Here is a 24,885-nt window from a genome sequence, read left to right on the forward strand (position 1 = left end):
AGTATTTATTAAAACACTTTTTAAATCTATTTTAATAATAGAATGCATTTGATTTCTTGTCAATCGTATTTTAAAATAATTTTAAAAAGTATTTTAATTATAGTCAATCCTATGGTTTATACCCTTTTTTCCTGAAATCCATCCACAAAACGGAAGATCTAAAGATACTGAAAATCTTCGTCACTTTCCCTCGGAAAAGATCCGTTCTCCTCTTGCTTTCCTCGGTCTCCGTTAAAAGTCATGAGAACAAAACCATACTCTGTTAAGCAAACGAAAAACACCGAAGCCTTGCCTCGGTGTACTTTCTGATCGTTCTCTTGTGATTCCTGATTATTTTGTCTTGATCATCAGTTCCTGAAGGTTTTCCAGTTCCTGGCTGACCCGCTGTGCATTTTCCGCCGCCGGCTGAAACAGCGAATTGTAGCTGAAGATGGAGAACCCGGCCACCGCCGCGTGATCGCGCAGTTCCAAAATCTGACGTTTCAGAATATCGTCGTGCTGCTGCCACTCGTATTTGCCATCTTTGGCATAGTTGTCCACGGTGTTGATTTTATAAGCGGCCAGCCCCACAATCAATTCGGTCGAGGTGCCTTGAGTGAGGTCTTCCCATTGTTTCAGGCATTGATCAAACGGCAGTGTGCCATGCTCATAACCGAAATAAATCTGCGGGAGAATGTAATCGAGATAGCCGTCGTGGCGGACCCATTCACGGACATCGCCGTAAATGCTTTCCACGGAATATTCCAGATTGCCGGCCGGACTGATGCCGACCTGAATCGTTTTGTCCACCTGTTTCACTGTGGCGTACAGGCTGGCCACCATCTCGTTGATATTTTGCCGCCGCCAGTCGCCCAGCGACAGCTCCCCACCTGTTTGCCGATAAGCTTGATAAGCAACCTGATCAAAGCTTTCACTCACGCCGTCGGGATAGAAATAATCGTCCAGGTGCAGGCCGTCGATCGGATAATTCTGCGCCAGTTCTTTCGCCACCGCGCAGATCAGCTCGCGGACTTCAGGATAGGCGGGATTAAGATACCAGCGGTCGCCTTCCGCAACAATCCGCGTACCGCGCATCGTTGGATCGCTCAGCCACTGGCCGATCACCGAGCTGACAGGAATCTGACTTTCCTGATCCGTGCGGAATGAGCGCATCGGATTGATCCACGCCTCGATATGAAAGCCAGCTTCATGGGCTTGCTGAACAAACAGGCCGAACGGATCATAAGCCACATTCTGCCCGATCTGGCCGGCGACGTATTGCGCCGTCGGATAGTATTGCGACGGATAATAAGCGTCAGTAAAGGCGGACGCGTGGACATAGACCGTATTGAAGTTCATCGCTTTCAGATTTTCCAGCATCGTTTTGACGCCTTGGATGTAATCGGTCTCGCTGCGGTTATCCAGAATCGATGACAATTCGATGTAGGAAATCCAGGCTGCCCGGACTTCGCCCATGGTTCCGGTCTTTTTGCGCGGATGACAGCCGGCGAAGATCAGCAGGATCACGAAGACGGCGATCAGAATTCGTTTTATGTGCATAAGCTCGCTCTCCTTCACCCTTACTTTATGCGCGCCGCCGGCGGCTTATGAAATCAATCAGGCCGTTTTGCCGGTGATGAATTCGCTGCACGGCAGCGTTTCGATCCAGCCGCAGAAAGCCCGCCATTCCGGCAGCCGGTGCGTGCGGCGCTGCAGATAGATGGTTTTGAGCTGACGGTAATTGGTCGTCATGCGGGCCGTAATGCGGAAACCGCAGGGATTGGAATAAAGAATCTGCAAGTAGCGTTCATTCAGCTCCGCCTGCAAAGTCTGCTTTTCCGCCGGATCTTCCGTTTCCTTCATCCGGGCCTGCAGGTCGTTGTAGGCCTGGACTTTTTCCTTCATGATCTGAACCATCCGCGGATCGACGTAATCGATGTATGCGCTGTCCAGATCAAATTTCGTAATCCGGTGCATCGTTGACTGGCTTGAAACGAAGTCGAGGAAATGATAGCGCTCGGCTTCCACCCAGGCTTTGTTGGTCAGCGTCAGATCCATCTGCACGATGATGCCGTTCATAAAATTGTCGTGACCTTCGCCCTGCTTGCTGGTGGCAAGCTTGACAACGGTCGGGGTGACGTCCTCACTGACTTTACTCAGATCGGTCGCCATCGGATATTTGCTTCCGCGTACGCTTTCTTCTAAGCCGTAAACGTGAACGCGGGAAATCACTTCTTCATAGTTCATTGTTTATTGTTCCTTTCTGTGACGTTGTTCGAGAACCATCGCGAGCATCGCGACGTCAGCCGGCGACACGCCGGAGATCCGGGAGGCCTGGCCCAGGGTATGCGGCTGGATCGCCTTGAGTTTCTGACGGCCTTCCAACGAAAGGTGTTGAACCTGATCATAATCCAGGTCTTCCGGCAGGACGACATGATCCATCGCCATCATTTTCTCCGCTTCCTTGCGTGCTTTATTGATATAGCCTTCATATTTCAGCTCAATTTCTGCCTGCGCGGCCGCGGCGGGATCGAAATCAAAGTCCAGCGCCGGTTTTAGCATCGCCACAGTGATGTGCGGACGGCGGACGAGTTCCTCCGCGCTTACCCCGTCGGTCAAAGCAGCATAGCCGACCTCTTCTAAAGCGTCCTGGATCGGACTTTTCGGCGTCAGACGGCAGGTTTTCAGCTGTTCCTTGAGTTGTTCAACCTGAGCGCGGCGGTGTTGATAATCCTGCCAGCGCGGCTCACTGATGCTGCCCAGCTCATAGCCGTAGCGCATCAGGCGCTGATCGGCATTGTCGTGCCGCAGCAGCAGCCGGAATTCCGCCCGGGAGGTCAACAGCCGGTAAGGTTCCTGCGTGCCCTTGGTGACCAGATCGTCGATCATCACACCGATGTAAGCTTCATCCCGGCGCAGAACTAGCGGCGGTTGATTGCGCAGCTTGAGCACCGCGTTGATCCCGGCCATTAACCCCTGCGCTGCGGCTTCCTCATATCCGGAGGTGCCGTTGATCTGACCGGCTGTAAACAGATTTTCCACCACCAGCGTTTCGAGCGAGGGTTTCAGCTGAAGCGGGTCGATCGCGTCATATTCAATCGCGTAGGCATATTTGCGGATCACGGCGTGTTCCAGCCCCGGCAGCGAATGCACCATCAACTCCTGCAGATCCCGCGGCAGCGAGGTGGAAAAACCCTGGACATAGGTGGTATCCAACGCTTCTGATTCCGGTTCCAAAAAAATCTGATGGCGCGGCTTATCGGAAAAGCGCACGAGCTTATCCTCAATCGAAGGACAGTAGCGCGGGCCGACGCCTTTGACCACGCCGGAATACATGCTCGACTTTTTCAAATTAGCCAGAATCAGCTCATGGGTCTGAGGCGTCGTATAGGTCAGATAACAGAGCTTCTGATCCTCTGGCTTGCGAATCGTCTGCGTCGTCGTGGAAAAGGCGACGAACTGATCGGTACCGGGCTGCGGTGTCGTTTTGGAGAAATCAATCGATTCCGTCAGCACCCGCGGCGGCGTCCCGGTCTTTAACCGGAAGGTTTTTAAGCCGGCCTGGCGCAGTGATTCGGAGAGCTTGTTCGTGGTGGGTTCTCCATCCGGACCGCTGGGCGTGACTTCACTGCTGATCATAACGGAGGAACTCATATAGGTACCGGTCGTCAGAATAACGGCCCGGGCTTCCAGGATCTGGCCGTCCTCCATCGTGATGCCGGTAATTTTCCCGTTTTCAACGAGAATCCCGGTGCAGATCCCCAGGATCAGCCGCAGCCGCTCCTGACGCTGAATTTCTTCCTGCATCCGCCGGGCATAGGCGAGCTTATCGGACTGCACCCGCAGCGATTGTACGCCCGGGCCTTTCGTGGTATTCAACATTTTAAATTGCAAAGCTGTCTGATCGGCAGTGATGCCCATCTGACCGCCCAGCGCGTCGATTTCCCGGACGACGATCCCTTTGGCCGGGCCGCCGACCGAAGGATTGCACGGCATCTTGCCGATGTTTTCCAGACTTAACGAAATCAACGCCGTTTCGCATCCCAGGCGGGCTGTAATCAGCGCCGCTTCAATTCCGGCATGACCGCCGCCGACAACGATGACATCCAGCATGTTTGATCAAATCCTTTCTTCTCCCTGATTTAAAGCGTCGATGGCCCGCGTGATTTCAGCGGGCAGCGGTTCTTCACCGACGATCTCAAAATGCAGCGGAATGTGATATTCGCTCCACCGGGAAAACTCCAGCTTCATCAGCGCGCAATGGCCGATCAGATACTGCAGCTTCCGATAGAAGTCTTTTGAAGTATAGACGAATGGGATCAGGATTTCAATCCTTTCCCCCGTATAACAGACCAATTCGGTCTTGCTTCCTTTAATCAGCTCTGTAATCTTTTTCTCTTCGGCCTTCTGGTCGATGGTTTGGCGGGCTAACCGCCGCAGCCGCTTTTTCTCGCTTTCCGTGTAAAAGGAGTCGCCGGCCTTTTCAATGATCTGCGACAGCTGATGCTTGATCTGTTCCTCTTCCAGATCGAAATTCTGGCTGAGAGTTTCGCTCATCGCCGCCATCCACATATCGACGCCGGTTTCCTTGGCTTTGTTCAGCACCTTGGACGTTGCCTGCGGGTCTTCCTTATCGAGATAGATATAGCTTTCCACTTTATTGGAGATGGCGACACCGATCTCGCTTAAATAAATCGGAGCTTGAAAAAACACAACGTCGGTGAGATACAGGCAGTTCATCAGCTTCGGCATTTTCTTATTTTTAGAAACCTTGACGATCGCGTCGTACAGTTCATCCTCGCTGGCATACCCGTTTTCCGTACCGTAGACGTTCCACATCTGACGAAAACTGAGCGTATGGGCTTTCTGAAACCGACCGTAGCCCACAATCCCCTTCTCGCGGTGCCGCCCGCGCTCGCTGCCTTTCGCCAGAAAAAACAACAGGTCACCCGGCTTGAAATCCGTAAATTTCTTGGAATTGCTGGGACGCCAGAAATTCATCGTCCGGTTTCCGTTCAGGCGATGAAATTCGATCATATTCCGGTCTGTAATGTATGCGATGGATGCCATGAAAACTCACCTCTATGCCTTTTATTTTACCATTTTCCACGTGCTGTGAAAAGGAGACAAAGTTGAACAAGTCCGGAAGTTGCAGGAATTTTTCAACAGAGTCATTACAGTGAACAACAGAGAAAGAAAACAGAACAGGCGTCCCTGATTAATCAGAGGCGCCTGTTCATTATCATTTCGACTGGACTTGCCTTTTCTTTTCACTTTAGCCGAAGAATCTTGTAAATAAATTTTACGGTTATTCATCAAACAACGGATTAGCCATTCGTACTTCTTTCATTTTCAGAAGTTCTTCTTCCGCTTTATGCCGATAAATTTCTGCCATTTTTTCCTGATGATTTTCATGATACGCCTGGGATAACAACAGCAGCAACATCCTTCTTTCTTTTTCTTCAACCTGCGGCAACGCTCGTTTTAAATCATCAATCACTGAAGGATCAAATCTGAAATTAAGTTTTCGCATTAATTCACTGGTTTGATAGGCTGATTTCAACGCCGGATTCCCAGTTTTCTTATAAATTGATAACAGTTCATTCTGCAGCTTCAAATACTCAGACTCATGATTTTCTTTAAGAACTAAGTTCAGATAAAGCGTGTAATAAAAAGCCTGCTGCGATAAAGACAATTCCTGTCTTCGTATTGATTCCAACATCTTTCGACACGCTTGATCCTCTTTTCGTCGACTATAGAGCGATGCTCTTGCCAGATTAACGACATTCGGTTCCATTAAAATCCTCGCTGACTTTGAAAAAACCAAACGTTGATATTCTGTTTCGTTTCGACTCTGAATCGCTTTAATTAGTTGTTGGGTATACTTCTTTCGCAAATAGATCAAAATAGCGCGGTTAAGCAAAACGCCGCAGCCGGCAATTCCCAGAATTATAATGAAATTCATAAACAGTTCTCCTTCTAAGAATTTATTTTTCCCTCAGATTTCTTCTTTCTTCAACTTTAAAGTTATTCTTATATGTCTCATTCCTTATCCCGTTTATTTGTATATAACAATGTAAACTTATCGTATCGAGAATAGGTATCGACATATTCAAAAATCAAACCGTTTTTCAAACATGAAACATGTGCTATTTTGACAACAGGTTCAGTTTCCGGAATTGCCAGTAGTTTTGCAATCGTCGGTGATGGTAAGATCACTGACAATTCTGATTCTCCATCGCCCATGACTAATTTCAATTCATTTTCTACATAAGCATAGAAAGATTTTTCGAGGTTGGAAATCGGCAGCGTTGGGATTTCTTTTACCAGAATATAGCTGTATTGTAAAGCGAAGGGAATCTGATTTCCGCAGCGAAGACGTTCAAAATAATGAACATAATCCCGCGGCTTTGCCCCCAGTCTTTTAGCTAATTTCGGGTCCTTAAATTCTTCGATTTTTTTTATCGTGTAAAATAACAGTTTAGTTGTAACTTTGTATCCCATTCCAGCATATTCCTCACTGAACGATGACATAAATATCCGCTGTTTACTTTGCTTGCTGAGTTTGGGAGTGCGAATATAACATCCGCTGCCCTGTATTTTTTCCACGATACCACAATCAACAAGCTCATTGAGCGCTCTGTTCACCGTTGTCCGACTAACATCAAACTGACGACAAAGTTCTTCCTGGGTTGGAAGCAATGAATCTACGGCAAACTGGGAATTGCGGATACCGTCATAAATATAGTTTTCAATCTGCTTATATTTATACTTTTCATCCTTAGTCATCTCAGCCACCCCAGCTTCACTTTTTAAATACGTTTAATAATTCTTACCTTTACTTTATTCTTCCACACTTACTCTTGAAACACAATAATTATAAAAATTATTACAATTTCTTTAATCAAGCGTTTTTAACTTATTTTTCAAGCAGTTTAAATCATCGGTTTACCATGGACATAGGTTTGGATTACTTGATAGGTTTCATCATAAATTGTCAGATCTGCAATATATCCTTCTCGGATCAAGCCTTTCTGATCATCAATCCTCAATAGTTTTGCGGGATTAATCGTTGCTGCATTGATCGCTGTGACCAGCGGTAAACCTCCAAGTTGCTGCATATTTTTTATATTTTCAATCATCGGTTTCAGGCTTCCTGCGATCTTACCATTCATTAAGCGGGCTACGCCATCCTCGCAAATTCGTGTTGCACCCCCTTCAGCGGAATAGATTCCAGCTTTTAAGCCTTTTAAACTCGTGGAATCTGTGACTGTAATCAGCTTGTCTTTTCCTTTCATCCGACCGACCAGACTCATCACTGATGGATGGACGTGAACACCATCGGCCATGACTTCACAAAAAACCTCATCATTCAATAACCCTGCCATCGGTAGATGGGGCTCGCGGCTGAGCAGAGGACCCATACAATTAAAGCAATGGATTACGTTGCGCGCCCCTTCGGTAATCGCCTGCATAGCTTCCTCATAAGAACAATTTGAGAAACCCAGACACACCTGAATCCCCTGTGCTATACAATATTTTAATACTTCATGATCTTTATCATTTTCCGGAGCTAGACTAATTGTACGAATCGTATTCCGGGAGCATTCGATGTATTCCTTAACGTGCTCTACGGTCGGTGCCTGAAGCAAAAACTTATTATAAGTTCCGCAGTAGTTATGATCCATGAATGGAGCTTGAAGGAAACTTCCATAAATTTCTGCTCCGCAATTTTTTTCTTCCATGACATCCGCTACTACTTCCAGTGATTTTTTTATCATTTCTTCGGTTGTAACGTTAATCCCGGGAAGAAAGGTTGTAACGCCTTCCCGGGGATAATACGCGGCCCATTTTCTAAGAAACTCAGGATTCGCATCCGCCGCACCGCTGCCTTGATATCCGTGCGTATGAATATCAATCAGTCCTGGAATAATTGATAAATTTCCATAATCAAGTGCGCCTGCAGCTTTTCCCAGAATGATCGATTTGATTCTTCCTTGTTCCACCTCTAAAGTAGCTGGAATAAACGTCTCGTCAATCCATACCTTATCACTTGTAATTAACATTCGTTTTTTCTCCTCTATAACAATTTCATCAGATCTGTTTTTTCTTCAGTCGGCACCATTTGTGCCGTTAGTTTAATTCCTTTGGCTGCCAAGGTATGAAAAACTTCTTCATCCTGCGGCGTAACGCAGATCGTTTTTCGGATCTGGCGAGAACCACGGGTGCTGTTGATGTTGCCGACCGTTACTTCTTCCAGAGGAAAGCCGAACTGAACAAGCTCCAAAAGGGTTTCTGGTTGTTTGACGATCACAAAAATGCGATCTTCCGGATATTTTGATTTAATATTTTCTGAAGCGGTTTCCGTATTAAGAATACTGAGTTTCAGGCCGCCTGGGCATGCCATTTTTAGCATTCTTTTCATCATTTCATTTTTCACAACCATATTGTCGATGACCATAATTCGTGTTGCCTTTAAAACGCCGGTCCACATGGCAGCAACCTGTCCGTGGATAAGTCTTGAATCAATTCTGACATTGACTATTTCCATACTCTTACCTCACAATCCAACCTCATTGCCTTTCCGTGGTGATTTGGTGCTCATCGCATCCCCAAAGACAGTAAAGCGATCTTCATAAGGATTTCCACCCTGTTCTCTGCCCAGCGCGGCAATAAGTTGGAAGGGGATGATATTAATGAATACCGATAATTCTTCCTTTACTGGGTACGGAAGACTGAGGACATGTTCTCCCTCACATTTCCGTGTCGTAATCAAATACGTTTTAGGGGTCAGGGCAAAAAGTTTCTGATACAACTGATATGCACGTGAGCTTGCGGATCCAGGCGCATCGATAATCATTACTGTACGGTCTGGCGTTGTTTCATAACAAGGTCCATGGAGATATTCTTCCATTTCATAAGCAGTGGCTGCACGAGCAAGCGTTTCCTCTATTTTTAAAGCCCCTTCCATTGCAACTCCCAGATTGGATCCATATCCAGTGATCTGAATGCGATTCATCTCCGTAAAAAGTCCAGCTGTATTGGCTTTATACCAGCTTTCAGTTTGATGAATTACTTTTTTCATGCATTCTGTCATACTCAGCATTTCTTTTAAAATGGAATTCGCTTCTTGTGATCGAAGACGATTCGTTTTTCGTGCGGCTTCCACTGCAAACAGCATCAAAAAGAGAACAGCTGTGGTATAACCTTTTGTGACATAACCGATTTTTTCGATACCAACACCCCAATTACAAATTTGAGTGCAATTGCATTTCATTTCGCTTTCTACATTTCCGGTAAGGCCTATTAGCGAATAGCCGCGATCTATAATTTTCCGCATGGCGGCATTCGTATTGGTACTTCTTCCACTCTGGCCGAGACCTATATAAAAGGTCTCGGCGTCAAACATAGTTTCATAATTCAGCGTTGAAAAGGATGTAAGAACTTCTACTTTCAACTTTAGCGTCTTTTCCATAAAATATCGCGCGGTTACAGCAGCATTATAGGAAGACCCGGAAGCCACGATTTGAATCCGTTTGTACGTTTGTTTACAAAATTCATCAGTAATGATCTGTGTTAGTTCTGCAGCCTGCATAATATTTTGCTGACATTGATCAGGTGTTTCCATAATGTAGTTTCTCATTGATTCTTGCATACACTTATTTCCTTTCATACAGACTTCCGATGCCTTATGCCATTTATCACTTTCGACACTTTATTTTTTACTTAAACGGTTAAAATGCCGAAGAAGGAAAACAGGATACATATCAGAATTGCGATATAGATCAAACGGGCTGATTTCATCCCGTATTTATCCAGAAATTTATAGCACAGGAAAGCCACAATAGCGGATCCGGCCTTCGGCATGATTGCATCAAAGAGCTGAGTCTGTACGTTAAAGGTGAATTGACCGAAATTAATTGTTCCAAACTTAATATTAACCATTGTTGCAATCATTGCGCCGATGACAGTTAATCCCAGAATGCTTCCGCACTTTGTCAATTCTGACAGACTGTCATTCAAACTGGTTGTCAGTTTTAAGCCTTCACGATAGCCTAAACGGCACAGCCATGGACGAAGAACAAAAGGCGCGAAGAACATCCAGACTTCCCATAACAAAATACCAATGTAATTTCCCTGTAAACCCGTGGTAACAGCAATCGAACCGAAGATAACATCAATAACGCTGGAAAACAGGGTATCGCCAATACCGGAAAATGGCCCCATTAAGGATGTTTTTATCGCCTGAGCCATTTCCAACCCATCTTCTCCAAATTCATCCTGAACCGCTAAATCCATTCCGAAAATGATTGCCGCCAGATTCGTTTCACAGTTAAAGAACTGAGATTCGACTTCATAAGCATGCAGACGAGCTGATTCGTTATCTTTATAAAGCTTATCCAGAGCAGGAGCCATCGTAATTAAATAGCCGGCAGCTTCCATCTTTTCATAATTCCAAATCGTTGCCAGGAATAATGACCACCGCCATGTAATCCGATAAAGTTCCTGATCCGAGAATTTCTTATTTACGATTGTGTTTTTTTGCATTTCAACTTCATTCGTCATAGTTGTCACCCTCCTCATTAAAACCGATTTCCGGCTGGAGCTTTTTATTGTTTTTATCCAGACTGTAAACAAACAGCGCAATAGCTAAACCGATAGCAGCAACCGCAATTGTCGAAGCGTTGAAGCAGGCAGCAAGAATAAATCCAAGGATTAAATACTGGATATTTCCTTTCAGCGGCATATATTTCAGCAAAATTGTAAAACCGATGGCTGGAAAGACTCCACTGGCAATCGACAGTCCATTAAGAAGCCAGACCGGCATAATTTGGTTTAATTGTTCAACCAAGCTCGGCCCTATCAATAAGCAGATCAGAACAGGAATCATTCGGGTCAAAGACCAAGTCAGAAATCCACCGGCATTCCGAAGCATAATCTGATGAATATTCCCTGTTGGCACTACTGCGTCTACTTGATGCTGCCAAAAACTGTTGAGTACACGACCGACAACATCCAACTGAACCGTTAATGCAGCTACAGGGATTCCAATCAAAGCAATTGTTTCAGGAACATTCGCCAAATTTCCTCCACACAGCGCGACAACGATGATGGAAGCAACCTGATAGTTTGGAATTGAAGCGCCGCCGAAGTAATTCAAACCTAAAGCATAGGATTGTAGCGTTGCGCCGACAATCAGACCTAATGTCGGATTGCCCATGATTACGCCAGCGACGATTCCTGTTGTAATTGTGTTGCAGACAGTCAGATGAGCTGACATGAAATCGATCATGATCAAGCCTGATAAAAGAGTCAGCAGTATAATTTGTATCGTGGTCATTAATAATCCCTCCCTTTTCTTATAACCAGCAATGTTGTAGCAAACGGCTTAATTTATTTATCTTTCCTCCTTTCAATCCAGCCTTTTTCTACTTTCAGCATAAGGGGAGAGAATACAGAATTACAGAACTATCTATTATTTGTATCTAATTTGTCTTCAAGGTAATCTTTACCAATTTGATGTAATTTGCTAAAAACTTGATTTATTTTCAAGTTTAAATTATAAAAAAAGATGAGGCTGTTTTTCACAACTTCATCTCGTTTGTAATGAATTTTATCCTAGGCTTGTGTAATTTCTGACCGCAGTTTTTGAAACTTAGAAAATTCCGTAGGAAATACCCTTTTCATTGATGCCCATGTGGAGCGCCGCCGGATCCTTCGGCAAGCCTGGCATCGTCATGATATTTCCCGTCAGGACAACGACGAAGCCTGCGCCCGCGGAAATCCGCAGTTCCTGAACATGGATATCAAAACCCGTCGGCCGGCCGACAATCTTCGCGTCATCCGTCAGTGAATTCGGAGTTTTCGCCATGCATACCGGCAGCTTATCCCAACCGGCCTGCTTGAATTCTTCCAGCTGAGCTTTTGCCCGGTCGCTGAAGATGACCGAACGGCCGCCGTAAATCTTCCGAACGATCGTTTCGATCTTTTCTTCCAAAGACAGATCGAGATCATACAACGGTTCAAATTTGGAGTCTTCTTCACACATTCTGACGACTTCCTGCGCCAGATCCACGGCTCCCGCTCCGCCGCTGGCCCAGGCATCGGATAAGACGACGCGATGACCGTTCTCTTTGCACCATTGCAGAATCGCGTTGACTTCCGCCTGTGTATCCGCGCTGAACTTGTTGATCGCGACGATATACGGCACCCGGTATTGCTTAATGGATTCGATATGCTTTTCCAGGTTTTTGATGCCTTCCAGAATGGCCGGAACATTTTCTTCTTTCAGCTGATCCGCCGGAACACCGCCGTGCAGCTTCAGCGCTCTGGCCGTTGCGACAATGACGACCGCATTCGGTTTCAGCTGACCGTAGCGGCATTTGATATCAAAGAATTTCTCTGCGCCCAAATCCGCACCGAAGCCGGCTTCTGTAACGACATAATCCGAAAGCTTCAGCGCCATCCGGGTGGCGATCAGGCTGTTGCATCCATGAGCGATGTTCGCAAACGGCCCGCCGTGGATGAACACCGGCGTTTTTTCCAGCGTTTGCACGAGGTTCGGTTTCAAGGCTTCCTTCATGACCAGCGTGACTGCGCCTTCAACCTGAAGATCGCCGACCGTGACCGGCTGATCGTCATAGGTATAAGCGACAACCGCCTGACTGACGCGCTTTTCAAAGTCCTGAAGATCTTTGGACAGGCACATGATCGCCATGATTTCCGTCGCGACTGTGATGATGAATCCGTCTTTGCGTTCCACACCGTTGGTTTTCTTATCCTGGGCGATCGTAATGCTGCGCAGCGTCCGGTCATTCATATCCAGGCAGCGCTTCCAGACGACCTTCGTCGGATCGATGTTCAGTTCATTGCCCTGATAAATGTGATTGTCCAGCACGGCGCTGATCAGGTTATTGGCCGCTGTAATCGCGTGCATATCACCGGTAAAATGCAGATTGATTTCTTCCATCGGCACCACCTGGGCATATCCGCCGCCGGTCGCACCGCCTTTTAAGCCGAAAACTGGCCCCAGAGAAGGCTCGCGCAGACAGCCGATAACCATTTTATTGATCTGAGCCAGACCATCGACCAATCCGATCGTAGTCGTCGATTTGCCTTCGCCGGCTTTCGTCGGATTGATCGCCGTCACCAAAATCAGCTTACCGTTGCGGTTATCCGCGATTTTATCCATGATTTTTAAATCGATTTTCGCTTTGTTTTTGCCATACACTTCGAGGTAATCAGGATCAATTTTGGCCTTTCTCGCAATTTTCTCGATATTGTCCATCGTGTTTTCCTGTGCGATTTGTAAATCTGTTTTCATCTTAACCCCTTCTCTCTTATTTAAGGCTTTTACGCCCTTCAAACGCTTTAATGAGCGTCAGTTCATCAGCATAGTCCAGATGTCCGCCCATCGGCAGACCATGGGCGATCCGGGTAACGAGCACGCCCTTTCCGGAAAGCAGCTTATCTAAATACAGTGCGGTGGTTTCTCCTTCAATGGTCGCGTTGGTGGCGATGATCACTTCTTCCGTTTCCGGTGTAATCCGCTCCAGCAGCGCGTCAATATTCAGGTCTTCCGGCATGATCCCCTTCGATGTGGAAATCAAACCGTTCAGCACATGGTAAACGCCGGCGTATTCCTGCATTTTCTCCATGGCGATCACATCCTTCGGCGACTGCACAACACAGATCATCCGGGAATTGCGATCCTCATTCTGACAGATCGGACATTCGTCCTGATCGCTGATATTGCCGCAGATCCGGCAGCGCTTAATATCGTTCTTGCAGCTGATTAACGCCTGCGCAAACAAATCAATCTGTTCCTGCGGTGCATCGAGCATCGTAAAGGCGTAGCGTTCGGCCGTTTTGGCGCCCACGCCCGGCAGCAGCTGAAAGCATTCGATCAGTCGTTCAAATGACTTCGGATACATGCAATCAGAAAGCTCCCGGCATCTTCACGCCCTGCGTAATCTTATTCATGCGTTCTTCTTTATCTTTTACCGCGGCGGCTAAAGCGGCATTCACCGCAATCATCATGGTATCCTGAAGCATTTCCCTGGAATCCGCAGTCAACAGATCTTCGCTGATCTCAATACTGGTTACTTCCATCTTTCCCGTCAGCGTGACTTTCACCGCGTCGCCGCCGGCCGTTGCCGTATATTCTGTGGCTTCGATCTCTTTTTCGACCTTGCCGATCTGATTCTGCATCTGCTGCGCCTGCTTTAATAAATGTTGAATGTTCATTTGTTATTCCTCCTCGATGATTTCGACATTCTCGGTCCCGAACAAATTGTACAGTTTCTCAACGACACCTTGTTCCGGCTCGGTTTTCTCTGTATTGCCTGCTTCCTCGCAAATTTCAACCGGCGCTACATGTGCGGGTTCCGGCAGAGTTCCGCTGCGTGAGCGGGCGAGGAAATCGTTCGTTTCTATTTTAAACTGTTCCTGCGTAATCGCAAAGAGTTGTTTTCTGATTTCTAAATTTTCGTAACAAAAGCGGTTGATCTGCGACTTCATGGCCGGATCGTTGATCTGGTTGGCCAGCGCCTGATAGGATACGCAGATCAGGATGTAATTTTCTCCGCACGCCACAATGCGTCCGTTCCGCAGAAGATTGGCAATCCGCGCACAGTTGAGATCGCGGTCGCGGCATTTCTGATCGATCAGCTTCCACTGATTTTCATCCTTCATCCGCATTTCTTTATTTGCGCCCGCTAAGAGCTGCATCACAAATTCATAATCCAACGGTTGAATTTCGAACTCCGGATGGACTTCAACCGTTTTTTCCTGGATTACACGTCCGGTTTCTTCCGGCGGTGCCGGAAGCGGCGGCATCATTTCTAATGGCAGCGTATCTTCTGTCAAATCGGCTTCCTCCGGCATCAGCGTTGATTCGCTCTGCACTTCCGGCCGAGGCTTTCCCGTTGAGGCCTGAGGCGAAGCTGGAATTGACGGAGCTGTCGCCGGCTGGGAATAAACAGGCGGAATCACCGCAGCGGTGCGCCGGGATTGATCCAATTCTGCCATCATTTTCAATACCGCAACCTCAAAATAGGAAGCAGCGCTGCTGGCAGTGCGGTATTTTTCCAAGGTTTCCATCAAGATATCGATCAGCGCTAATAAATCGCGCGAGCTTTTTCCGTTGATGATCGCATTGGCTTCTGTTTCATTAATCTTATTTAATAACGTAACATCCTGAGTATAAATGAAAATGACGCACTCTTTCAGGATTTCGATCAGATCGGAAGTCAAACGTTTAATATCGACGCCTTTTTCGTTCAGCAGGCGGATTTTCTCCAACAAAGACTGAGCCTGATGCTGGAAAATCCACTGAAGCATCTCGATCTTCTCACTCACGGTCGTGATCCCGTAAATTTCATTCACATGTGCGGCAGTGATGTGATTCTGTGCATACGCAATGCATTGATCCATGATGCTCAAGGCATCGCGCATTCCGCCGTCAGCCAGCTGAGCGACTAATCGCAGCGCTTCATCCTCACATTCGATGTGTTCTTGTTCCAGAACGCAGCGAACGCGTGTGATGATCTCATTTTGACCGACTTTTGAGAAATCATAGCGCTGACACCGCGAAATGATTGTCGGCAGGACTTTCTGCGGTTCTGTCGTTGCCAGAATGAAGATAACGTGGGACGGGGGTTCTTCCAATGTTTTTAACAGAGCGTTAAAGGCGCCGGAAGACATCATGTGAACTTCGTCGATGATATAGACTTTATAGCGCCCTTCCAGCGGTGCGTATTTTACTTTTTCAATCAGTTCGCGGACTTCGTCAACGCCATTGTTGGAAGCGGCGTCAATTTCCACAATATCGGGATGATTGCCCTGTTGAATTGCCAAACAGCTGCGGCACTGATTGCATGGCGCATTCTGTTGATCTTCACAGTTCACCGCTTTCGCTAACAGCTTGGCGATTGTTGTTTTTCCGGTTCCGCGTGGGCCGCAGAATAAATACGCGTGGGCTATTTTATTTTGTTTTACCGCGTTTTTCAGCGTAGTGACAATGTGCTGCTGACCTACGACTTCTTCAAAGGAGGATGGTCGGTAAGTCCGATATAACGCTTTATAACTCATGCCTGATTCCTCCTTCGCTGACTTACTTATTATAACAAAAATGAGCCGTCATTAAAATGAAAACCCATTTTTTTACGATATTCGTTTCTGTTATTTTTTGGCGTCCTGACAGGCTTGTCCCGGAATGGAAGACGCTGCGGATTTTTGTTCTTTCTGTGCGTTTTTCTTTATTCTTTTTTGTTTGAAAAAGGTTTTAAGAAGCATGGCGCAGTCAACGCTCAGCACTCCGCCCAGCACTTCGGGATAATGATTAAAACCAGGGATATCATAAAGGTTAAAACATGTTCCGACGCTTCCGCCCTTCGGATCCGCAGCGCCGTATACCACCTTTGCGATCCGCGACTGAAGAATCGCCCCGGCGCACATCGGGCAAGGTTCCAGCGTAACGTAAAGGACACAGTCTTCCAGACGCCAGGATCCGGTTTTCCGGCAGGCTTTCTCAATTGCGACGATTTCCGCATGAGCCAGGGATGATTGCTTCTTTTCCCGCAGATTATGGCCCCGTGCAAGGATCTTTCCATCATGGACAAGAACTGCTCCGATAGGAACTTCGTCCAAAGCTTCTGCTTTTCTGGCTTCTTTGATCGCCTGACGCATGAAGTATTCATCATTTTTACTTTTACTGTTTTCCGCCATATTCTGAACCTCGATTCAAGAAAATAAAAAGGGTACACACAAACAGGGATTCTTATGGCTGCTACCTTCCGGTCCTGACCAGGTTCAAATATGTTTGTTGTACCGTTTATTATTATACTCAATCCTTGCTTAAACCGCAAGTGACTGCCTGGCTTTTTTGACACAAACTCTTCATAAGCCTTAATGAGAAAATTTTGAATGTTTCATGTGAAACATTCCAGATGAATTCAAAGAAAATATTCTGTTGTTTAATCAATTTCAAATCATTTATCCGTTATATATGATTATTCTTATTGATCTTTGTCATTCACAACTCGGATGACTTTTCCCACCCCGACTGCGTTTCTTCCTTCCATGATCTGAAACGTTTGACCCTCCTTCACCTGATCATAGTGACTGTCCTGAAAAGTAAATTTGATTTCCGCTGTCGTCCATGTATCAAATTCTGATATAGAACAATCCGTAAAGGTAATACCCCAGTATTCATCCGGATTCTGCCCTTCGAACAGGGCATCGGGCCGGTATCCTACGACTGGCAGATATTGGCGCTTGTTGGAATAAAAGAACACTTCGGATAGGATGACTTTGTTATCTTTCATAAAAACACCTTTCCTTTGATATAAACTAACAAGTTCGCATTCTTTCTATTAAACTTTGTTTAATCAACAGTTACAGAAGACTATTGATAAAGACGTAGTCTTTAAATGTCTTCAGTTATACTTTAAGCTTAAAAATCAATTTTAATTGTCTCATAAGCTTCTCTTGATGGATTGCCATCACAAAACTGGATTTTCTCATCATTGAGATCATAAATCACAGACCAGACTGTATCTCCGCCGCGTTTGCGGTCATATTGACATAGAAATCCTTGTTTTCCCATTAATACGTATTTTAAGTATTCCATACTTAGCACATTTTGATGTTGAAAGGCTTTCTGACACGTTTTCAATCGCAGTCCTGATTCCATATCATCAATATTCCTTGGATTATAGGGTTTCATGACATCGCTGACAAACTGATTTACTGCGTATAAGATAGGATGAGATTGAATGATCTCAATATGCTGAGCACTGCATTCAACAACCGCTTTGTTTCCTGTGCAGTCGGCCATCGTTAAGACCTGAGATGAACCAATCTTCATCTTTTTGAGCATAGCAATTGCTTCATCCACGCTCGCACAGTGCTCTAATAAGATCCTGACGATCATTCCAGCGTTTAAGCCGCTATGTTTTTGTGCGCTGTAAATAAAAGTCAGTCCAACTGCGAAGCCTTTTTCATTCATTCCGTCTTCCATTTCAACAAAAGCCGTTGTGTTTCCTGTAAAAGCATAGCCTGACGTTGGTTTAATGACACAATGACTATACATCGTCTGCATCGCTGTCAAAAAATCACTGTTTCTTCCTAATAAGAGATGGCCGCGATGATCTAATCCTGTAATACAGGTACAGAAATTCATTGCGGTATAAACATACATACTTAATAAGAATTGAGTCAATGCCTCCGCATCGCATCCGTTTCCCTGCGCCACTCCTTCAATTTCTTCCAGAATCGCCGGATAATCAGATTTATACAGGAATTTTACGGATTCACTGTACTCTTTTCGTTCTTTCGTACCGGAAGGCAACATTGAGGACAGATTAACGCCTTGTTCCGCAAAATATTTTCCATATTGAAAACCAATCTCTCGCGGAGTTCCAACTAAATTTAAATTGTTCATCTTCTATTCTCTCCTGATTTCAGGAGCTGGCGCCAACCCCACAATTAGGATAATTGAATAAAAATTACTTGTCTATGCTTAAATTTTATTCTTAATTTTCTTTTACTTTTCCGAAAATTCACTTATCTTATTCTGATGTTTCACGTGAAACATTCAAACTGACTGTTTGTAACGGCATTCCTCGATTATGAACGTTTCCATTGCATGAGAAACTCGATTTCGCCTGTTTCCTCATCAATAAGCTGTTCATGAATGACGAAACCTTCCTTAAGATAAAATTTCAAGGCTCTCTGATTCTTTTGATATACGTTCAGCGTCAACACTTCGTTTCTTGTCTTTGCCCATTCAATCAAAGAATGTCCAATCCCTCTTGATTGAAAGTTGCAATTCACAAATAAACCTTCGATCTTGGTTTCATTCATTCCAATGAAACCGACGATATTACCCTCAATCTCCGCAACTTGAATAAGACTATGGGGAAGCATTTTCCTCACTTCTTCTTTATTTTTCTCCCAATAATCGGCTTCAATAAACGAATGAGCCTGCCGATTGCTTTCCAACCAGATCTGAATGACAGGATCAAGATCGTCTGTTTTCATCTTTCTTAACATTTTTTCCTCCTTATCAATGAAAAAGGGGTTTGATTTCCCCCTTCATCACTATTTTTTCTCGATTTTAGTCTTTCCGCCCATATACATTCTTAACGGTTCAGGAATATTTACCGTCCCGTCAGCGTTTAAATTGTTTTCCAGGAAAGCGATCAGCATTCTAGGCGGCGCAACCACCGTGTTGTTCAAAGTGTGTGCAAAATACTTGCCTTCTTTACCCTGAATACGAATGCCTAAACGACGAGCCTGCGCATCGCCCAGATTGGAACAGCTTCCAACTTCAAAATACTTCTTCTGACGCGGAGACCAGGCTTCGACGTCGCAGCTCTTTACTTTCAGATCCGCCAGGTCGCCCGAGCAGCATTCCAGCGTTCTGACCGGAATATCCAGCGAACGGAAGAAATCGACCGAGTTCTTCCACAACTGATCATACCAGTGTTTAGAATCTTCCGGCTTGCAGACAACGATCATTTCCTGTTTTTCAAACTGATGAATCCGATAAACACCGCGTTCTTCAATGCCGTGCGCCCCTACTTCTTTACGGAAGCATGGGGAATAAGACGTCAGCGTCTGCGGAAGCTGTTCTTCATCAATAATCGTATCAATGAACTTACCAATCATGGAATGTTCGCTGGTACCAATCAAATACAGGTCTTCCCCTTCGATTTTATACATCATGTTTTCCATTTCCGCAAAGCTCATGACGCCTGTGACCACATCGCTGCGAATCATAAACGGCGGGATGTAATAGGTAAAGCCACGATCGATCATGAAATCCCGCGCATAGGACAGAATTGCGGAATGCAGACGGGCAATATCGCCTTTTAAATAGTAGAAACCATTTCCACTTGTTTTCCGGGCACTGTCCAGATCAATTCCATCAAACGACTCCATGATGTCCGTATGATAAGGAATCTCATAATCAGGAACAACTGGCTCGCCGAATTTCTCAATTTCAACGTTTTCACTATCATCTTTGCCAATCGGTACTGTTTCATCAATGATATTCGGCAGCACAAGCATAATCTTTTTGATCTCCGCCGCTAATTCTTCTTCCTTCACTTCCAGATCAGCCAGTTGTTTCGCAATATTAGCGACTTCTTTCTTCGCTTCTTCCGCTTTATCCTTTAATCCCTGCTTCATGAAGCCGCCGATCTGCTTACTGATGGCATTCCGCTGTCCCCGCAGACTATCGCCGTCGGTTTTTGCTTTTCGGAACTGCCGATCTAATTCAACAACCTTATCGACTAATTCCAACTTCTGATTCTGAAACTTCTTTTTAATGTTTTCTTTGACTACTTCTGGATTTGTACGCAACAAATTGATGTCCAGCATAACTATTTCCTCCTTTTAACATAAAAAAGGCCCGCCCAGTCAGGGACGATGCCTCGTGTTGCCACCCTAATTACTGATGTTTCACGTGAAACATCAGTCGCTTGAATCGTTAACGGCGATAACCGGAAAGGTTTACTTTCACTCCGAGGTGGATTTCAGTACGGATTCACAACAGTTCTCACCAACCACTGTTTCTCTTGAGAAAATCTTGTACTTACTTGTCCTCATCTACGTTTTAACATCTTCATTTTAATCAAGCCACATTTTTTTGTCAATGGATAAAACAAAACCAATGCGTTTCTAGTTCCTTTCCCTTCAGTTTGGCTTGAAACAAAGAAAATAAACCTTAATTAAACCTGTTTTATCTAATTTCTAAGTTCATGACTCTAATACTTTATGAACTGGCCGGATATATTTCCAGGTTTGCTCCGGATTGAAGTAAAAATAAAGAATCCGACCCGGCGTCGTTGTATCATAACAATATTCCGTTTCACTGAAATCAAATTCAGCCATTGCTTTTTCAACTTGTTCCTCAATACTCCGGTTTTCCTGTTCATAATTAAACGGTCCATGTTCAAATACGAGATATTCCCCTTCAGGAATCTCTGTTAAAATCATTTGCGGAGGAACTTCACCATGATAATCTGCAGGAAGCCGCACGCCGTAACATTCTGTTCGAGGAAATCCCCAATCACACAGCCGGCCTTTTGGATCATTCATATAAGCCATGACCTGTCCGCTGCCGCTGTTTGTTTCACTGCCTCCGTCATCATCCAGTTTTCCTTTAATACTGTCCAGTAAACCGCAGATTGTTGCCTGATCCTGTCCTGAAATCAAATTTTGTTTCTGCCAAAAATCCCAATATCCATTACTTTCATAATTTTTGATATACAGGAATTTATGAGCTGGAATTGTAACAAAGTAAATCTTCAAGTCTTCTGTTGTTTTCATCATACCGATTTCTCCTAATCCTAAAAAGTAGCGGTCAAACGGATTGATTTTAGTGCGCAGAACGACAGGTTTCGGTCGCTTCCGATAGTCGCTGGGCGATACACCGTAGGTATGCTTGAATGAACGGGTAAACGCTTCATGAGAAGAAAAACCATAATTCAAAGCAATTTCAAGCATGCTTTTCTCACTATCGCGCACTTCTTTTAAAGCAAACGCCAGTTTCCGATACCGCAAATAATCCCGGAACGACATTCCCGATATAGCTTTGAATTTCCGCGTCATATAAAATTCAGAATATCCTGATCGTTTCGACAAATTAGCCAGAGTTAAATCTTCATTACTCTGTTTCTTAATTTCCTCGTCGATTTCATCGACGACCTGCTGAATTTGTCTTTGCCATTCAAACATCACGTTCTTTCTCCTTCCGCTGCTTTAACTGTATTATAGAAAATCAGAAGGCTTTCCGCTTGATCTGAATTGCCTTCTTTATCTACCCGAGTTCTTTTTCCGGCTTTGTTTTCCTCATCTTTTCAACTTTTGAATAACTTGAATTATTTTCTATTTATCTATTGTTTCTTATTTCTTTTTACAGGCCTTCGTTCAATTCTTCTTTTTCCAACAATATGTATGATAAATAAATTGAAAAAAAGCTATATCTACTAAGTAATATAGCTTTTTCTCTCATCTGTTAGCTTTGTTTCTAACGTTATCTACTCAGCATTTTCCTCAGTCTGAGCATCTTCTTCCTGAATTCCGGCTGTTTCCTGATCGGTTGTCTGATTCAGCTCGCCGTTTTCATTATCGCCTTCTGTTTCCTCATCATCTTCCGATTTATATACAATCGCTACCGTAGAAACGGTCTGATTGTCTTCCACAGAAATTAACTTCACGCCCTGCGTATTCCGGCTGTAAACCGAAACTTTCTCCAGACTGATTCGGATGACGATGCCCTCGTTGGTCATAATCAGGCAGTCTTCATCACCGTTGACCGCGCGTAAGAAGACTAACGGTCCGTTCTTATCCGTAACCTGAATCGTCTTTACTCCCTTGCCGCCGCGGTTGGTCATGCGGTAATCCTCCAGCTTGGATTTCTTACCATAACCCTTTTCCGTAACAGACAGGATGTACTGACCTTCAAAGTCAGTTGTCATGCCGATCACCCGGCTGCCATTGACATTGAAGCCCTTCACGCCGGTCGCGGTCCGGCCCATTGGACGGACGTCGGTTTCATTGAAACGAATCGCCTGGCCATTGGCCGCAGCAATCAGAATCTGACTGCTGCCGGTCGTCGGTTTCGCGCTGATCAGTTCGTCACCCTCGCGCAGATTGATCGCAATCTTGCCCGACTGACGGATATTCTCAAATTCTTCTATCGGCACACGTTTGACGATACCCTGAGCCGTTACGAAGAACAAGAACTTCGCCGGCGAATTTTCGCGTTCCACCGGCACCATCGCCAGCACCTTTTCATCCTTATCCAGATTCAACAGGTTGACAATCGGAATGCCCTTGGAAGTCCGGGAAGCCAGCGGAACCTGGTAGCCCTTGATCCGGTAAACTTTACCCTGGTTCGTGAACATCAACAGGTAATCGTGCGTCATCATCGTCAGGAACTGATCGACAATATCATCTTCATGCATGCTCATACCCTTGATGCCTTTGCCGCCGCGGTTCTGCAGCCGGTAAGTATCGACAGGAATCCGCTTGACATAGCCGTTGACCGTCATTGTGATCACGACGTCTTCCTGCGGAATCAGATCTTCATCCTGCATATCAATTTCAGCGTCGATGATTTCGGAACGGCGCTTGTCGTTGTACTTTTCTTTAATCTCAGTCAATTCTGAACGGATGATTTCCAGGACGCGGCTGTGATTGTTCAGAATATCCTTCAAATCGGTAATCTGCGCCATCAAGCTGTCATACTCTTCTTCAATTTTCTGCCGTTCCAAACCAGTCAGACGTCTAAACTGCATATCCAAAATCGCTTTCGCCTGGATTTCACTCAGGCCGAAGTTTTCCATCAAACCGTTCATGGCGATGGAAGTATCCTTGGAACTGCGGATCAGGCTGATGATCGCGTCAATGTGATCCAGTGCAATCTTCAAGCCTTCCAAGATATGCGCACGATCCTCCGCTTTCTTCAATTCAAAGCGTGTCCGGCGCACCGTAACGTCGATCTGGTGATCGAGATAGCATTTTAAGACATCCTTCAAGCCCAGCTGCTGCGGAGCGTTGTCCACCAAGACGATCATATTCACGCCAAACGACGTCTGCAGCGAGGTCATGCGGTACAGCTGATTTAAGATGACGTCGCTCTGTACGTCCTTTCGCAGCTCAATGACGATGCGGATGCCTTCCATGTTGGATTCGTCACGCAGGTCGGTGATCCCTTCGATGATTTTCTCACGGACCAGGCTGGCGATCTTCTCGACCAGCGCCGCCTTGTTGACGACATACGGAATTTCCGTAACGATGATCTGTTTTTTGCCGTTGGGCATATCTTCGACCTTGACCTTGGAACGGATCATGATCGATCCGCGGCCGGTTTCATACGCCTGTTTTATGCCGGCACGGCCTAAAATATAACCGCCCGTCGGAAAATCCGGTCCGCTGATGTAATCTTCCATCAATTCCATGACCGTGATATCTGGATTATCCATCACCGCGAAAACCGCGTCGATCGTTTCACCGAGGTTATGCGGCGGAATGTTAGTTGCCATGCCGACGGCAATCCCGGTTGTGCCGTTGACTAATAAGTTCGGGAACCGGCAAGGCAGAACCACAGGTTCATGTTCCTCACCATCGTAGTTATCCATCCAATCGACAGTATCTTTGTTGATATCGCGCAGCAGCTCCATCGAAATTTTAGACATACGCGCTTCGGTATATCGCATGGCCGCCGCGCCGTCGCCGTCGACCGAACCGAAGTTGCCGTGGCCGTCGACTAACGGGTAACGGTAGCTGAAATCCTGGGCCATTCGGACCATCGTTTCATAGACCGCAGTATCGCCGTGCGGGTGATATTTACCGATGACTTCACCGACGATACGTGCCGATTTCTTATGCGGCTTATCCGCGACGATGCCTAAGTCGTTCATCGCGTACAAAATGCGGCGGTGAACCGGCTTCATCCCATCCCGGACGTCCGGCAGCGCTCGCGCCACGATAACGGACATGGAGTAATCCAGAAAGGATGTCCGCATTTCACTGGAAATATTGGTTGTTTTTATATTTCCGTGATTAAAATTGTTCTCATCCATCGACGATCCTCCTTAAATATCCAAATTCTTGACGAAATGCGCGTTTTCCTGAATGAAATTGCGGCGCGGTTCGACTTCGTCGCCCATCAGCATCGAGAACACGGCATCCGCGTCCATCGCGTCTTCAATCGTCACCTGAATCAGCGTTCTGACTTCCGGATCCATCGTTGTTTCCCACAGCTGTTCCGGATTCATTTCACCTAAACCTTTGTAGCGCTGGATGTTCAGCCGATCGCCCATTTCCCCTTTCGCCTTATTCAGCTCGTCGTCCGAATAGGCGTAGCGGACCTGTTGACCCTTCTGGATC

The 24,885-nt window shown here is 45.7% G+C and carries 22 protein-coding genes, 1 other RNA gene, 1 pseudogene and 1 other annotated feature; all 24 genes and pseudogenes read right to left on the reverse strand.

Annotated features, from left to right (window positions below; genetic code table 11):
* Positions 1-330 precede the first annotated feature (330 nt).
* Positions 331-1,539, reverse strand: coding sequence for a glycoside hydrolase family 10-like protein (locus tag HOLDEFILI_RS03925; RefSeq protein ID WP_039863849.1), 1,209 nt, complete (start codon positions 1,537-1,539; stop codon positions 331-333).
* A 57-nt stretch (positions 1,540-1,596) separates the two neighbouring features.
* On the reverse strand, positions 1,597-2,226 hold the full coding sequence (locus HOLDEFILI_RS03930; protein WP_006058152.1) for a hypothetical protein: 630 nt from the start codon (positions 2,224-2,226) through the stop codon (positions 1,597-1,599).
* Positions 2,227-2,229: 3 nt separating this feature from the next.
* On the reverse strand, positions 2,230-4,092 hold the full coding sequence (gene mnmG / locus HOLDEFILI_RS03935) for a tRNA uridine-5-carboxymethylaminomethyl(34) synthesis enzyme MnmG (RefSeq protein ID WP_006058153.1): 1,863 nt from the start codon (positions 4,090-4,092) through the stop codon (positions 2,230-2,232).
* 6 nt (positions 4,093-4,098) lie between these two features.
* Entirely contained in the window at positions 4,099-5,049 is a 951-nt protein-coding gene (locus HOLDEFILI_RS03940; protein WP_006058154.1) for a hypothetical protein, read from the reverse strand.
* Between the two features lie 238 nt (positions 5,050-5,287).
* On the reverse strand, positions 5,288-5,944 hold the full coding sequence (locus tag HOLDEFILI_RS19150) for a hypothetical protein (protein ID WP_006058156.1): 657 nt from the start codon (positions 5,942-5,944) through the stop codon (positions 5,288-5,290).
* A 77-nt stretch (positions 5,945-6,021) separates the two neighbouring features.
* Positions 6,022-6,768 (reverse strand): GntR family transcriptional regulator, encoded by a 747-nt coding sequence (locus HOLDEFILI_RS03950; protein WP_006058157.1) that lies wholly within the window; start codon positions 6,766-6,768, stop codon positions 6,022-6,024.
* A gap of 146 nt (positions 6,769-6,914) precedes the next feature.
* On the reverse strand, positions 6,915-8,045 hold the full coding sequence (gene nagA / locus HOLDEFILI_RS03955; RefSeq protein WP_006058158.1) for an N-acetylglucosamine-6-phosphate deacetylase: 1,131 nt from the start codon (positions 8,043-8,045) through the stop codon (positions 6,915-6,917).
* A gap of 14 nt (positions 8,046-8,059) precedes the next feature.
* Positions 8,060-8,530 carry a PTS sugar transporter subunit IIB gene (locus tag HOLDEFILI_RS03960; RefSeq protein WP_006058159.1) on the reverse strand — a complete coding sequence of 157 codons (471 nt, stop codon included), beginning with the start codon at positions 8,528-8,530 and terminating at the stop codon, positions 8,060-8,062.
* A gap of 9 nt (positions 8,531-8,539) precedes the next feature.
* Entirely contained in the window at positions 8,540-9,634 is a 1,095-nt protein-coding gene (locus HOLDEFILI_RS03965; protein ID WP_039863852.1) for an SIS domain-containing protein, read from the reverse strand.
* A 71-nt stretch (positions 9,635-9,705) separates the two neighbouring features.
* Complete coding sequence (locus HOLDEFILI_RS03970) at positions 9,706-10,545, reverse strand: PTS system mannose/fructose/sorbose family transporter subunit IID (RefSeq protein ID WP_006058161.1); 840 nt, start codon at positions 10,543-10,545, stop codon at positions 9,706-9,708.
* Positions 10,535-11,320, reverse strand: coding sequence for a PTS mannose/fructose/sorbose/N-acetylgalactosamine transporter subunit IIC (locus HOLDEFILI_RS03975; RefSeq protein WP_006058162.1), 786 nt, complete (start codon positions 11,318-11,320; stop codon positions 10,535-10,537). The genes HOLDEFILI_RS03970 and HOLDEFILI_RS03975 overlap by 11 nt, the downstream gene beginning before the upstream one ends.
* Positions 11,321-11,635: 315 nt before the next feature.
* Positions 11,636-13,303, reverse strand: a complete 1,668-nt coding sequence (locus HOLDEFILI_RS03980; protein WP_039863854.1) for a formate--tetrahydrofolate ligase — start codon at positions 13,301-13,303, stop codon at positions 11,636-11,638.
* Between the two features lie 16 nt (positions 13,304-13,319).
* Entirely contained in the window at positions 13,320-13,913 is a 594-nt protein-coding gene (gene recR / locus HOLDEFILI_RS03985) for a recombination mediator RecR (protein WP_006058165.1), read from the reverse strand.
* Between the two features lie 4 nt (positions 13,914-13,917).
* On the reverse strand, positions 13,918-14,226 hold the full coding sequence (locus tag HOLDEFILI_RS03990) for a YbaB/EbfC family nucleoid-associated protein (RefSeq protein WP_006058166.1): 309 nt from the start codon (positions 14,224-14,226) through the stop codon (positions 13,918-13,920).
* A 3-nt stretch (positions 14,227-14,229) separates the two neighbouring features.
* The gene (gene dnaX / locus HOLDEFILI_RS03995) at positions 14,230-16,071 is read right to left on the reverse strand and encodes a DNA polymerase III subunit gamma/tau (RefSeq protein WP_006058167.1); all 1,842 of its coding nucleotides are present in this window, start codon (positions 16,069-16,071) and stop codon (positions 14,230-14,232) included.
* A 90-nt stretch (positions 16,072-16,161) separates the two neighbouring features.
* On the reverse strand, positions 16,162-16,707 hold the full coding sequence (tadA, locus tag HOLDEFILI_RS04000) for a tRNA adenosine(34) deaminase TadA (RefSeq protein ID WP_006058168.1): 546 nt from the start codon (positions 16,705-16,707) through the stop codon (positions 16,162-16,164).
* A 16-nt stretch (positions 16,708-16,723) separates the two neighbouring features.
* Positions 16,724-16,821: signal recognition particle sRNA small type (gene ffs, locus HOLDEFILI_RS18190), an RNA gene on the reverse strand.
* 176 nt (positions 16,822-16,997) lie between these two features.
* On the reverse strand, positions 16,998-17,306 hold the full coding sequence (locus HOLDEFILI_RS04005; RefSeq protein ID WP_006058170.1) for a hypothetical protein: 309 nt from the start codon (positions 17,304-17,306) through the stop codon (positions 16,998-17,000).
* Positions 17,307-17,434: 128 nt separating this feature from the next.
* On the reverse strand, positions 17,435-18,424 hold the full coding sequence (locus tag HOLDEFILI_RS04010) for a C45 family autoproteolytic acyltransferase/hydrolase (protein ID WP_006058171.1): 990 nt from the start codon (positions 18,422-18,424) through the stop codon (positions 17,435-17,437).
* 185 nt (positions 18,425-18,609) lie between these two features.
* On the reverse strand, positions 18,610-19,035 hold the full coding sequence (locus HOLDEFILI_RS04015; protein ID WP_006058172.1) for an N-acetyltransferase: 426 nt from the start codon (positions 19,033-19,035) through the stop codon (positions 18,610-18,612).
* Between the two features lie 48 nt (positions 19,036-19,083).
* Entirely contained in the window at positions 19,084-20,367 is a 1,284-nt protein-coding gene (serS, locus tag HOLDEFILI_RS04020) for a serine--tRNA ligase (RefSeq protein ID WP_006058173.1), read from the reverse strand.
* A 38-nt stretch (positions 20,368-20,405) separates the two neighbouring features.
* Positions 20,406-20,607: a binding site (T-box leader), on the reverse strand.
* Positions 20,608-20,745: 138 nt separating this feature from the next.
* On the reverse strand, positions 20,746-21,726 hold the full coding sequence (locus HOLDEFILI_RS04025; RefSeq protein ID WP_006058174.1) for a helix-turn-helix transcriptional regulator: 981 nt from the start codon (positions 21,724-21,726) through the stop codon (positions 20,746-20,748).
* Between the two features lie 302 nt (positions 21,727-22,028).
* Complete coding sequence (gene gyrA / locus HOLDEFILI_RS04030; protein ID WP_006058176.1) at positions 22,029-24,578, reverse strand: DNA gyrase subunit A; 2,550 nt, start codon at positions 24,576-24,578, stop codon at positions 22,029-22,031.
* A 12-nt stretch (positions 24,579-24,590) separates the two neighbouring features.
* Positions 24,591-24,885 (reverse strand): annotated as a pseudogene (locus tag HOLDEFILI_RS04035) (DNA topoisomerase IV subunit B); the annotation flags it as partial.

Origin of the sequence: Holdemania filiformis DSM 12042, from assembly GCF_000157995.1 — a bacterium.
GTDB lineage: Bacteria > Bacillota_I > Bacilli_A > Erysipelotrichales > Erysipelotrichaceae > Holdemania > Holdemania filiformis.